Here is a 12,970-nt window from a genome sequence, read left to right as displayed (position 1 = left end):
AACCGCGAGCTTCGACTCGCGCCCAGCTTCCCTTCGGACTCCATGGCCCAGACCCCGCACCTGACCGCTTTCGAGGGCGGCAACGCCCTTTCCGACTTTCGCGCCAAGGCCTTGCTGGCCGGGCTGCAGGGGGTCAGCGACCGCATCACCGGCATCACGGCCCGTGCGGTGCACTGGGTCTGGACCGATGCGCCTCTGGAGGCCGCCACTCGCGAGCGCTTCGCCGCGCTGCTGACCTACGGCGAGCCCGCCGCGGCCGAGGCCAAGGGCGATCTCGTCGTCGTCACGCCGCGCTTTGGCACCGTCAGCCCCTGGGCGTCCAAGGCGACCGACATCGCCCGCAACTGTGGCTTCACGCTCAAGCGCGTGGAGCGGGTGGTCGAGTACCGCATCGCCACCAAGTCGGGCCTGCTGGGCGGTGCCAAGCCGCTGACGACCGAGGAACTGCAGGCGTGTGCCGCCCTGCTGCATGACCGCATGACCGAGTCGGTGTGCTTCAGCCGCGACGACACCGCGCACCTTTTCGACGAGCGCACGGCCGAGCCGCTGGCCCATGTCGACGTGCTCGGCCAGGGCCGCGCGGCGTTGGAGAAGGCCAATGTCGAGTTCGGCCTGGCGCTCTCCGGCGACGAGATTGATTACCTCGACACCAACTTCAAGAAGCTGGGCCGCAACCCGAGCGACGTCGAGCTGATGATGTTCGCCCAGGCCAACAGCGAGCATTGCCGGCACAAGATCTTCAATGCGACCTTCACGGTCGACGGCGAAGCGCAGCCGCTGTCGCTGTTCGGCATGATCCGCAACACCGAAAAGCTCAACCCTCAGCACACCGTGGTGGCCTACTCGGACAACGCGGCCATCATGGAAGGCCACGCGATCGAGCGCTGGATGCCCGCACCGCGGCCGGGCTCGGCCTATGTGGCGCGCCCTGAGCAGGCCCAGGTGCTGATGAAGGTGGAGACGCACAACCATCCCACGGCCATCTCGCCCCACCCGGGCGCCTCGACCGGCGCGGGCGGCGAGATCCGCGACGAAGGCGCCACCGGCCGCGGCTCCAAGCCCAAGGCGGGCCTGACTGGCTTCTCGGTGTCCAACCTGCACCTGCCGGGCTTGAGCGAGCCCTGGGAGCAGCATCCCGTGGGCAAGCCGGCGCACATCGCGTCGGCGCTGCAGATCATGATCGACGGCCCGCTGGGCGGTGCCGCCTTCAACAACGAGTTCGGCCGGCCCAACCTGGCGGGCTACTTCCGGGTGTTCGAGCAGACCGTGGCCGGCGTGCGCCGCGGCTATCACAAGCCCATCATGATCGCCGGCGGCCTGGGCACCATCCGTGCCGACCAGACCCGCAAGATCGAGTTTCCCGCCGGCACGCTGCTGATCCAGCTCGGCGGCCCGGGCATGCGCATCGGCATGGGCGGCGGCGCCGCCTCGTCGATGGCGGCGGGCACCAACACGGCCGACCTGGACTTCGACTCGGTCCAGCGCGGCAACCCCGAGATCGAGCGCCGTGCGCAGGAAGTCATCAACCATTGCTGGGGCCTGGGCGCCGAGAACCCGGTGCTGGCCATCCACGACGTGGGCGCGGGCGGCATCTCCAATGCCTTCCCGGAGCTGGTGAACGACGCCGGCCGCGGTGCGCGCTTTGACCTGCGCAAGGTGCCGTTGGAAGAGAGCGGCCTGGCGCCCAAGGAAATCTGGTGCAACGAGAGCCAGGAGCGCTACGTGCTGGCCATCGCGCCGCAGAGCCTGGACCTGTTCAAGGCCTTGTGCGAGCGGGAGCGCTGCCCATTTGCCGTGATCGGCGTCGCGACCGAAGAGCGCCAGCTGCAGCTCGTCGACGAGCTGGCCGGCGACGACCATCCGATCGACATGCCGATGGACGTGCTGCTGGGCAAGCCGCCCAAGATGCAGCGTGACGTGACCCGCGTGGCACGCGATGGCGGCGCGCTGGACCTGACGGGCGTGAGCCTGGAGAAGGCGGCATTCGACGTGCTGCGTCACCCGACGGTGGCCAGCAAGCGTTTCCTCGTGACCATCGGCGACCGCACCGTGGGCGGCCTGAACCATCGCGACCAGATGGTCGGCCCCTGGCAGGTGCCGGTGGCGGACTGCGCGGTCACGCTGGCCGACTTCAGCGGCTTCGCGGGCGAGGCCATGAGCATGGGCGAGCGCACGCCGCTGGCAGCCGTCAACGCGCCCGCCTCGGGCCGCATGGCCGTGGCTGAGGCCATCACCAACCTGCTGGCGGCGCCGTTTGAACTGTCGCGCGTGAAGCTCAGCGCCAACTGGATGGCCGCCTGCGGTGAGCCCGGCGAAGACGCGGCGCTCTTCGACACCGTCAAGGCCGTGGGCATGGAACTCTGCCCGGCGCTGGGTGTGTCCATCCCGGTGGGCAAGGATTCCCTGTCGATGCGCACCAAATGGGATGACCAGCAGGTCACCGCGCCGGTGTCGCTGATCGTCAGCGCCTTTGCGAGCATTGCCGACGTGCGCGGCACGCTGACGCCGCAGTGGCAGCGAGAAGACTCCTGCCTGATCCTGGTCGACCTCGGCCAGGGCAAGCACCGCCTGGCCGGGTCCATCCTGGCGCAGACGCTCAACCAGTTCGGCAACGAGGTGCCCGACCTCGACGACCCGCAGCAACTCGTGGCCCTGGTCAACGCCATCAACGAGCTGCGTGCCGCCGGCAAGCTGCTGGCCTACCACGACCGATCCGACGGCGGCCTGTGGGCCGCGGCCTGCGAGATGGCCTTTGCCGGACAGACCGGCCTGAGCCTGAATGTGGACCTGCTCGTCACCGAGGGCGACGGCATCACCGACAGCCGAGCCGATACCGGCGACTCCAAGAACTGGGCCGCCCAGGTGAGCGGCCGGCGCGAGGAGCTGACGCTGCGCGCGCTGTTTGCCGAAGAACTGGGTGCGCTCATCCAGGTGCGCGCTGCCGACCGTGATGCGGTCATGCAGGTGCTGCGTGCCCATGGCCTGTCGCGCCATGCGCACGTGGTGGCCAAGCCCAACGGCAATCGCCAGATGGAAGTCTGGCGCGATGCCAAGAAGGTGTTCGGCGCCGACCTGACCGCCCTGCAGCAGGCTTGGGACGAGGTCAGCGGCCGCATCGCCATGCTGCGCGACAACCCGGCCTGCGCCGAGGCCGAGCATGCGGCCGCCGGCCAGGCGTCCGACCCAGGGCTGCATGTGCACCTGACCTTCACGCCGGAAGCCCCCGCCGTCATCACCGGCGCGCGTCCCCGGGTCGCCATCCTGCGCGAGCAGGGCGTGAACTCGCATGTCGAGATGGCCTACGCGATGGCCCTGGGCGGCTTCGAGAGCTTTGACGTGCACATGAGCGACCTGCAGTCGGGTGCGGTCAAGCTCGATGGCTTTGCCGCGTTCGTGGCCTGCGGCGGCTTCAGCTACGGCGACACGCTGGGTGCCGGTGAGGGCTGGGCGCGCTCCATCATGTTCAACCCGGTGCTGGCCGAGCAGTTCCGCGCCTTCTTCGCGCGGCCCGACACCCTGGCCCTGGGCGTTTGCAACGGCTGCCAGATGCTGGCGGCCCTCGCCCCGATCATCCCGGGTGCCGACGCCTGGCCGCGCTTCACGCGCAACCAGAGCGAGCAGTTCGAGGCCCGGCTGTCGCTGGTGGAGGTGCTGGAGTCGCCCAGCGTCTTCTTCCAGGGCATGGCCGGCAGCCGCCTGCCGATCGCAGTGGCGCACGGTGAGGGCTTTGCCAACTTCGCGCGCCAGGGCGATGCCGCCCGCGTGATTCCGGCGATGCGTTTCGTCGACCACCACGGCCAGCCCACAGAGGCCTACCCCTTCAACCCCAACGGCAGCCCGGGCGGCCTGACCTCGGTCACCACGGCAGACGGCCGCTTCACGGCGCTGATGCCGCACCCGGAGCGGGTGTTCCGCAATGTGCAGATGAGCTGGACGTCGGGCGACCGCAGCCAGCACAGCCCCTGGCTGCGCATGTTCCAGAACGCGCGCAAGGCGCTGGGTTAGTCGCTCAGGAAGCGGGCGTCCAGTCGCTCGCGCAGCGGGTAGTACTGAAACCACGGCCGGGCCTGCACGATGGCGGCCCAGACGGACGGCCGCGCCAGCAGCCGTTCGTAGTAGGCCGCCAGCCGCGGATGGGTGGCTGAAAAAGGCCGGATGACGCTCGCGTAGAACAACGCCGGGGCGGCGCTGCAGTCGGCCATCGTGAAGCTCTCGCCGGTGGCCCAGGTGGCGTCGCTGCGACGGCCCTCGATCAGGTCGTAGGCCTGGCCCAGCGCCTGCTCGTGGGCGGCCAGGGCCAGGGCGTCGCGGGTCTCGGCGGAGCGCAGCATTTGGCCGATGTAGCGCTGCATGGGGTCCATCACATACTGGTCGAACAAGCGGTCCCACAGGCGCACCTGCAGCTGGCGGTCGAAGTCGGCCGGCAGCAGCCGGGTGGTGCCGGGGTGGTGATGGTCGAGGTATTCCATCTGGATGGCCGTCTCCGGCACGACCCGGTCGCCGTCCACCAGCAGCGGAATCTTGGCGGTGGGCCACAGGCCCGCGAAAGCCGTGCGGGCGGCCGGGTCACCCAGGTTCACCATCTGCGCCTCATACGGCGTGCCCAGCTCGGCCAGCGCGATGAGCAGCTTCCAGCAATGGGAGGAGAGCGGGTGGTAGTGCAGGGTCAGGGCCATGTCGGTTCGGGCGTTGGGCGCAAGAAAAAGGGCAGGCCGTCGCCTGCCCTTGCGGTGTGACGGGCGGGGTTCAGTCCTGCACGACGGCTGCCGCGCGCAGCTTCTTGTTGATGCGCAGGGCCACGAGGGTGCACAGCACGCCCGACAGCAGGTAGACGCTCACCGAGCCCAGGCCGAAGCGCGAGCTCAGGTAGAGCACGACCACCGGCGCGAAGGCCGCGCCCAGCAGCCAGGCCATGTCGGCCGTCAAGGCGGCGCCGGTGTAGCGGAAGTGCGGCAGGAAGTTGGACGTGACCGACCCCGCCGCCTGGCCGTAGGACAGGCCCAGCAGCACGAAGCCCACCAGGATGAAGGCGCCCTGGCCCGGCTTGCCGCCGCCCAGCATGAAGGGCGCGAACAGCGCGAACACGCCGATGGCGACCGCCAGCGCGCCCAGGAAGCTGCGCCGGCCGATCTTGTCGGCGATGAGGCCCGACATGGGCATCGCCGCGGCGGCAAAGGCGGCGCCGAGCAGCTCCATCTTCATGAAGTCGGCCACGCCGCGGTCTTCGGCGAAGAGGTTCACCCACGACAGCGGGAAGACCGTGACCAGGTGGAAGAGGGCGTAGCTGGCCAGCGCGGCAAAGGCGCCGATGACGATGTGGTGGCCCTGGGCGGGCAGCAACTCGTGCAGGTGGGCCGGGTCGAGCTCATGCTCTTCCATGCGCTTTTCGTACTCGTGCGTCACCACCAGGCGCAGCCGGGCAAACAGGGCCACGACGTTGATCGCGAAGGCGGTGAAGAACGGGAAGCGCCAACCCCAGGACAGGAAATCCTTGGCGTTCAGGCTGCTGTAGACATACAGGAACACGCCCGACGCCACGAAGAAGCCCAGCGGCGCACCGAGTTGGCCCAGCATCGCGTACCAGCCGCGCTGATGCGGCGGCGCATTCAGCGCCAGCAGCGAGGGCAGGCCGTCCCAGGAGCCGCCGAGGGCCAGGCCCTGGCCCACGCGGCACAGGGCCAGCAGCACGATGGCGGTGTTGCCGGCGTCCGCGTAGCTCGGGAGCAGGCCCATGCCCACCGTGGAGCAGCCCAGCAGGAAGAGGGCGGCCGTGAGCTTGGCCGAGCGCCCGAAGCGGCGCTGGATCTCCATGCCGATGAGCGTGCCGATGGGCCGCACCAGGAAGGCCAGCGCAAAGACCAGGAAGGCGTAGAGGGTGCCCGTCAGCGTGTCGACGAAAGGGAAGAAGACGTGCGGAAATACCAGCACCGCCGCGATGCCGAAAACGAAGAAGTCGAAGTATTCGGACGCCCGACCGATGACCACACCGACGGCGATGTCGCCAGGGGCCAGTTCCTCGTCCGTGCGGGTGGTCAGGGGGCCGGATTGGGGCGTTTGGAAGGTACTGCTTGCACTGGCCATGGCGGCTGTCTCCGTCGGTCACTAGGACAAAATGTCCAATCGTTGATTTGGCTCAATCAACTTACATTCCATCGCTGCACGCAAGATCGTTAACCCTCGCGCGCCACTCAGGATGTACCCCAACAAGTCTCTCCTTACTCGCGGCCTGGTCTTGTCAGCCGGCGTCGCATTGAGCGGCTGCAACGCGGTCGTGATGAAGCCCCACGGCGACATCGCCCAGCAGCAGGCCAACCTGATCGTCACGTCGACGCTGCTGATGCTGCTGATCATCGTGCCGGTCATCTTCCTGACCCTGTACTTCGCCTACCGCTACCGGCAGTCCAACACCGAGGCGACCTACGCGCCGGATTGGGACCATTCCACCCGCCTGGAGCTGGTCATCTGGGGGGCGCCGCTGCTGATCATCATTGCGCTGGGCGCGATCACCTGGATCAGCACCCACAAGCTCGACCCCTTCCGCCCGCTGGACCGCATCGCCGAAGACAAGCCGCTGCCGGCCGACGTTAAGCCCCTGGAGGTGTACGCCGTCTCCATGGATTGGAAGTGGCTCTTCATCTACCCCGAACAGGGCATCGCGACCGTGAACGAGCTGGCGGCGCCGGTGGATCGCCCGATCCGCTTCAAGCTGACTTCGACGACGGTGATGAATACCTTCTACATCCCGGCGCTGGCCGGCATGATCTACACCATGCCGGGCATGCAGACGGAACTGAACGCCGTCATCAACAAGGCCGGCGTGTACGACGGGATGTCCGCCCACTACAGCGGCGCCGGCTTCTCCGACATGCGCTTCAAGTTCCATGGCCTGACGGACGCCGACTTCGCGCAGTGGGTGCAGAGCAACAAGGCCGCCGGCGCGTCTCTGGACCGCCAGGCCTACATGAAGCTGGAGATGCCCAGCACCAAGGAGCCGGTGCAGCGCTTCGCCACGGTGGAAGCCGGGCTGTGGAGCGCCATCGTCGACCGCTGCGTGGACGGCCGCAAGATGTGCGCGAGCCAGATGATGGCGATTGACGCCGCCGGCGGCGCCGGCAAGGGCGGCGTGGCGGCCACGATGCGCAGCCCTTGGCGCGACCTGAACGGCGAGCGTCGCGAACGCACCGTCGTGGCCGCGCTCTGCACGCCGACCAACCTGCAGGGCCTGCCCCTGGAGGCACTGCCGTACGAAGCGCAGCCCAACTGAGCCTGTCCGATGATTTCCTATCCTGACGAACTCCATCCCCTGCTGGGCAAGCTGACGCTCGGGGCGATCCCGCTGCACGAGCCCATCCTGCTCGGCACCTTCGCCGCGGTGGCGCTCGGCGGCACAGCCGTGCTGGCCCTGCTCACCAAATACCGCCTGTGGGGCATGCTGTGGCGCGACTGGCTGACCAGCATCGACCACAAGAAGATCGGCATCATGTACATCGTGCTCGGTGTGGTGATGCTGCTGCGCGGCTTTGCCGACGCCATCATGATGCGGGCCCACCAGGCCATGGCCTTCGGTGACAACCCCGGCTTCCTGCCGCCGCACCACTACGACCAGATCTTCACGGCCCACGGCGTGATCATGATCTTCTTCGTCGCGATGCCGTTCGTGACCGGGTTCATGAACTATGTCGTGCCGCTGCAGATCGGGGCGCGCGACGTGGCGTTCCCCTTCTTGAACAACTTCAGTTTCTGGATGACCGCAGGTGGCGCCATCCTGATCATGATCTCGCTGTTCGTCGGTGAGTTCGCCAAGACCGGCTGGCTGGCCTACCCGCCGCTGTCGGGCATCCTGGCGAGCCCGGACGTGGGGGTGGACTACTACCTCTGGGCGCTGCAGATCGCGGGGGTGGGCACCACGCTCTCAGGCATCAACCTGATCGCGACCATCATCAAGATGCGCGCGCCCGGCATGACCCTGATGAAGATGCCCGTCTTCACCTGGACGTCGCTGTGCACCAACGTGCTGATCGTCGCGACCTTCCCGGTGCTGGCCGCCACGCTGGCGCTGCTGACGGCGGACCGCTATCTGGGTACCAACTTCTTCACGAATGACCTTGGCGGCAACGCCATGCTCTACGTGAACCTGATCTGGATCTGGGGCCACCCCGAGGTCTACATCCTGGTGCTGCCGGTGTTCGGCATCTTCTCGGAGGTGGTGTCCACCTTCAGCCGCAAGAAGCTGTTTGGCTATGCGTCCATGGTCTACGCCACGGTCGTCATCACCATCCTGTCCTACCTCGTGTGGCTGCACCACTTCTTCACGATGGGCTCGGGCGCCAGCGTGAACAGCTTCTTCGGCATCACGACGATGATCATCTCGATCCCGACGGGTGCCAAGATCTTCAACTGGCTGTTCACCATGTACCGTGGCCGCATCAAGTTCGAAGTGCCGATGTTGTGGACCGTGGGCTTCATGGTCACCTTCGTCATTGGCGGCATGACCGGCGTGCTGCTGGCCGTGCCGGCGGCTGACTTCGTGCTGCACAACAGCCTCTTCCTGATCGCCCACTTCCACAACGTCATCATCGGCGGCGTGGTGTTCGGCGTGTTTGCCGGCATCAACTACTGGTTCCCGAAGGCCTTCGGCTTCCGCCTGGACGCCTTCTGGGGCAAGGTCTCGTTCTGGTGCTGGTTCATCGGCTTCTGGGTCGCCTTCGCGCCGCTGTACGTGCTGGGCCTGATGGGCGTGACCCGCCGCGTCAGCCACTTCGATGACCCGACCCTACAGCCCTATTTCATCGTGGCCGCCGTGGGTGCAGGCATCGTGGCCCTGGGCATCGGTGCCTTCCTGGTGCAGATCGCCGTCAGCATCTGGCGCCGCAAGGAACTGCGCGATACCACCGGTGACATCTGGGGAGGTCGCACGCTCGAGTGGTCGACCTCGTCGCCGCCGCCGGACTACAACTTCGCCTTCACGCCCATCGCCCACGAGATGGACGCCTGGTACGACATGAAGCAGCGCGGCGTGGAGCGCCCGACGAACGGCTTCGTTGCCATCCACATGCCCAAGAACACGGGCGCCGGCATCATCATCGCCATGCTCGCCACGGCCATGGGCTTCGCGCTGGTCTGGCACATGTACATCTTGGCCGCCGTCGGTCTGGTGGCGACGGTCGTCGCCTCCATCGTGCACACCTTCAACTACAGCCGCGACTATCACATCCAGGCCGATGTGGTGACCCGCACCGAGGACGAGCGCACCCGCGCACTCGCCGCCGCCGGTTCGGCCGCCTGACCTGGAGCACCGCTGACATGACTGCAACCGTTGCCACCCACCTGAACGGCGCGCCGGTCTACTACGACCGCGGCGGCGCCTACCACCCGCCCAACAGCACCATGCTGGGCTTCTGGCTGTACCTGATGAGCGACTGCCTCATCTTTGCGGTGCTGTTCGCCGTGTACGCCGTGCTCGGCCGCAACTATGCGGCCGGCCCGTCGGGGGCGGACCTCTTCGACCTCCAGCTGGTGGCCATCAACACCGCCCTGCTGCTGTTCTCGTCCATCACCTACGGCTTCGCGATGATCGGCATGCAGGCCCGCCGCAAGGCGCAGGTGCTGGGCTGGCTGGCCGTCACCGGCCTGCTGGGCTTGGGGTTCCTGTGCATCGAGATCTACGAGTTCCACCACCTCATCCATGAGGGTGCGGGCCCGGGCCGCAGCGCCTTCCTGTCGAGCTTCTTCACTCTCGTCGGCACCCACGGCCTGCACGTCACGTTCGGCTGCATCTGGCTGGTCACGCTGATGTTCCAGGTGAACAAGCACGGCCTGACCGCCCCGAACCGCCGGCGCCTGATGTGCCTGTCGATGTTCTGGCACTTCCTGGACGTCGTGTGGATCGGCGTCTTCACCTTCGTCTACCTGATGGGGTCCATGTGATGGCAGCCCAACACCACGACGGTCATCACGACGATGACCACTTCGACGGCGAGCAGGACTTTCACGTCAGCTACAAGGGCTACGCGACCGGCTTCATCCTGTCGGTCATCCTGACCGCCATCCCGTTCTGGCTGGTGATGGCCAAGGTGCTGCCGTCACCCAAGATCACGGGCTTCGTCATCCTGGGCTTCGCCGCCGTGCAGATGGTCGTGCACATGGTGTACTTCCTGCACATGAACGGCAAGGTCGAGGGCGGCTGGTCGATGCTGGCGCTGCTGTTCACCGGCGCGCTCATCATCATCATGATGGCCGGCTCGGTCTGGGTCATGTACCACATGAACACCAACATGATGCCCACGCCCGACCCCGCCGCCATGCGGAATATGCCCTGAACCTGATGAGGGGGTCGCGCCATGGCCGGCCCTCGCCATGAACCGCAGCGCGCGCATCGCTCTCATCGTCAGCACGGCCCTGGCCAGCGTCGGCTTCGTGGCGCTGGCGGTCTGGCAGGTGGAGCGGCTGGCCTGGAAGCGTGACCTGATCGCTCGCGTCGAGCGCCAGGTGCAGGCCGAGCCCGTGCCCCCGCCACCGCAGGCTGCCTCGGTGGGCAAGGACGACGAGTACCGGCGCCTGCGCCTGCGCGGTGAGTTCGCCCCCGGCGAGGTGCTGGTGCAGGCCACGACGGTGCTGGGCGGCGGTCACTGGGTGATGGCGCCGCTGCGCCTGGACGACGGCCGCACCGTGCTGGTCAACCGCGGCTTCGTGCCGCCCGAGCGGCGTGACCCCGAGCAGCATGCGGCACCAGCCGGCCCGATCGAGGTTGTCGGCCTGTTGCGCCTGACCGAACCCGGCGGTGGGCCACTGCGCCACAACGATCCGGCACAAGGCCGGTGGTACTCCCGAGATGTGGCCGGCATGGCGGCCCAACTCGGCGTGGCGGGCCCGCTGGCGCCGTTTTTCGTCGACGAGGTAGCCGACCCGGCTCAGCCGCAGCGCTGGCCTCGTCCGGGCCTGACGGTGCTCAACTTCGCCAACAATCACGCCGTCTATGCCATCACCTGGCTGGCGCTGGCGGCCATGGCGGCCGCTGCGGCGGTGTATCTCGTCCGCGAAGAGCGCCGGCGTCTGCCGACTTGAACGCCATCACTTCGCCCGCTCCCGTCACCGAAGCCGTCGCCGTAGCGCCGGAGCGCCGCGCTGGGCGGGCCAATTTGCGGCAGCTCATCGAGTTGCGCTGGCTCGCAGTGGGCGGGCAGCTCGCCACGGTGGTGGTCGTGCACCATGGCCTCGGCATCCAGCTGCCCTGGGCCGAGATGCTGAGTCTGCTGGGCATCCTGGCGGCCTTCAACCTGTTCAGCCACTGGCGGGCGCAGCTGTCGCAGCCGGTCTCGCAGATCGAGTTGTGCGTGGGGCTGCTGGTGGACGTGGGTGTGCTGACCGGCCAGCTCTACCTCGCGGGCGGCAGCGACAACCCCTTCATCTACCTCTACCTGCTGCAGGTGGCGGTGGCCTCGGTGCTGCTGCGGCCGGTGTACCTGCTGGCGGTGATCTGCTGCGCGGTCTCGGGCTTTGTCTTGCTGATGCAGTGGCACCGGCCGCTGCTGCTGGACCCCTCGTCGCCCACGACGTTGTCACCCAACTACCTGGGCGGTGTGCTGCTGTGCTTCTTGCTCAATGTCGGGCTGGTGAGCGTGTTCATCGTGCGCATCAACCGCAACCTGCGTCAGCGCGATGCCGAGCTCGCGGCACTGCGCCAGCGGGCTGCCGAAGAGGTGCACATCGTGCGCATGGGCCTGCTGGCCAGCGGTGCGGCGCATGAACTCGGCACGCCGCTGGCAACGCTGAGCGTCATCCTGGGCGACTGGGCCCACATGGCACCCTTCGCGGCGGAGCCCGAGCTGCGCGAGGAGATCGAGGAGATGCAGCGCCAGATCATGCGCTGCAAGGCCATCGTCACCGGCATCCTGATGTCGGCCGGCGAGATGCGTGGCGAGGCGCCAGGGCTCACGCACCTGGGCGCCTTCGTCGAGCGCCTGGCCGCCGACTGGCGCCGCAGCCATCCGCAGGTCGAGCTGGCCCTGCACGCCAACGGCCTGCCAGCCCTGGAGATCATTTCCGACACCGCGCTGCAGCAGGTCATCGGCAACCTGCTGGACAACGCCGCCGAAGCCGCGCCGGGGCTGCCGCTGGTGCTGCAGGCCCAATGCCCGGATGAAGACACGCTGGAACTGGCCGTGCTCGACCGCGGCCCCGGTTTCAGCGACGAGATGCTGGCCCACTTCGGCGAGCCCTACCAGAGCAGCAAGGGCCAGCCGGGGCGTGGCATGGGCCTCTTCCTGAGCGTCAACGTGGCCCGCACGCTGGGCGGCCGGCTGCAGGCAGCCAACCGGGCCGACGGCGGGGCAGCAGTGGCCCTGACGCTGCCGCTGGCATCGCTGCTGCCGCGACAATCCCGCCCAGATGCCCAACACCGCTGACGTTGACCGTTTCCTGCTGATCGTCGAGGACGACGACAGCTTTGCCCGCACCTTGAGCCGCTCCTTCGAGCGCCGGGGCTGGCGCGTCATGCGAGCCACGGGGCTGGACGACATGAAGGCCCTGCTCGATGGCCTGCCCGAGGACGAGGAACTCGGTCATGCCGTGGTGGACCTCAAGCTCGCCGGCGGCGCCTCGGGCCTGGCCTGCGTGCAGGCCCTGCATGCCTGGGACCCGGAGGTCCTCATCGTCGTGCTGACGGGCTATGCCAGCATCGCGACCGCGGTGGAGGCCATCAAGCTCGGCGCCTGCCACTACCTCGCCAAGCCGGCCAATACCGACGACATCGAGGCCGCTTTCGCGCGCCGGCAGGGTGATGCCGAGGTCGAGGTCACCGAGCGCCAGACAGCGTCCATCAAGACACTGGAGTGGGAGCGCATCCACGAGGTGCTGGCGGAGACGGGCTTCAACATCAGCGAGACCGCACGTCGGCTGGGCATGCACCGGCGCACGCTCGCACGCAAGCTCGAGAAGCAGCGCATCAAGTAGACCGGCTTGCGGGGCAGGG

10 protein-coding genes are annotated in these 12,970 nt (G+C 67.8%); 8 read left to right on the top strand and 2 right to left on the bottom strand.

Annotated elements, in window-relative coordinates:
• Positions 1-42: 42 nt before the first annotated feature.
• Positions 43-4,005: a phosphoribosylformylglycinamidine synthase gene (gene purL, locus CDO81_RS02285; protein ID WP_088481523.1), complete on the top strand. Its 3,963-nt coding sequence runs from the start codon at positions 43-45 to the stop codon at positions 4,003-4,005.
• Here the strand turns inward: purL and CDO81_RS02280 are convergent.
• Positions 4,002-4,676: a glutathione S-transferase family protein gene (locus CDO81_RS02280; RefSeq protein ID WP_088481522.1), complete on the bottom strand. Its 675-nt coding sequence runs from the start codon at positions 4,674-4,676 to the stop codon at positions 4,002-4,004. The two genes, purL and CDO81_RS02280, sit on opposite strands and share 4 nt — an antisense overlap.
• 70 nt (positions 4,677-4,746) lie before the next feature.
• Positions 4,747-6,081: an MFS transporter gene (locus CDO81_RS02275; protein WP_088481521.1), complete on the bottom strand. Its 1,335-nt coding sequence runs from the start codon at positions 6,079-6,081 to the stop codon at positions 4,747-4,749.
• 193 nt (positions 6,082-6,274) lie between these two features.
• On the opposite strand from CDO81_RS02275, the gene cyoA reads away from it, so the two are divergent.
• The 7 genes from cyoA to CDO81_RS02240 are packed head-to-tail and all read left to right on the top strand — an operon-like array spanning position 6,275 to position 12,951.
• Positions 6,275-7,264, top strand: coding sequence for a ubiquinol oxidase subunit II (gene cyoA / locus CDO81_RS02270; RefSeq protein ID WP_241516881.1), 990 nt, complete (start codon positions 6,275-6,277; stop codon positions 7,262-7,264).
• A 9-nt stretch (positions 7,265-7,273) separates the two neighbouring features.
• The gene (cyoB, locus tag CDO81_RS02265) at positions 7,274-9,286 is read left to right on the top strand and encodes a cytochrome o ubiquinol oxidase subunit I (RefSeq protein ID WP_088481519.1); all 2,013 of its coding nucleotides are present in this window, start codon (positions 7,274-7,276) and stop codon (positions 9,284-9,286) included.
• 17 nt (positions 9,287-9,303) lie between these two features.
• Positions 9,304-9,927 (top strand): cytochrome o ubiquinol oxidase subunit III, encoded by a 624-nt coding sequence (gene cyoC, locus CDO81_RS02260; protein ID WP_088481518.1) that lies wholly within the window; start codon positions 9,304-9,306, stop codon positions 9,925-9,927.
• The gene (cyoD, locus tag CDO81_RS02255; protein WP_088481517.1) at positions 9,927-10,319 is read left to right on the top strand and encodes a cytochrome o ubiquinol oxidase subunit IV; all 393 of its coding nucleotides are present in this window, start codon (positions 9,927-9,929) and stop codon (positions 10,317-10,319) included. The genes cyoC and cyoD overlap by 1 nt, the downstream gene beginning before the upstream one ends.
• Positions 10,320-10,356: 37 nt before the next feature.
• A complete protein-coding gene (locus tag CDO81_RS02250; RefSeq protein WP_088481516.1) occupies positions 10,357-11,064 on the top strand; it encodes an SURF1 family protein in 708 nt (235 codons plus the stop codon).
• Positions 11,061-12,404 (top strand): ATP-binding protein, encoded by a 1,344-nt coding sequence (locus CDO81_RS02245; protein WP_088481515.1) that lies wholly within the window; start codon positions 11,061-11,063, stop codon positions 12,402-12,404. The genes CDO81_RS02250 and CDO81_RS02245 overlap by 4 nt, the downstream gene beginning before the upstream one ends.
• On the top strand, positions 12,388-12,951 hold the full coding sequence (locus CDO81_RS02240) for a response regulator transcription factor (RefSeq protein WP_088481514.1): 564 nt from the start codon (positions 12,388-12,390) through the stop codon (positions 12,949-12,951). The genes CDO81_RS02245 and CDO81_RS02240 overlap by 17 nt, the downstream gene beginning before the upstream one ends.
• Positions 12,952-12,970: the final 19 nt, after the last annotated feature.

The organism is Roseateles puraquae, assembly GCF_002205845.1.
In the GTDB taxonomy this organism is placed as follows: domain Bacteria; phylum Pseudomonadota; class Gammaproteobacteria; order Burkholderiales; family Burkholderiaceae_C; genus Pelomonas; species Pelomonas puraquae.
The sequence above is the reverse complement of the archived record's forward strand: the minus strand, read 5'-3'. Positions and strand labels throughout refer to the sequence as shown.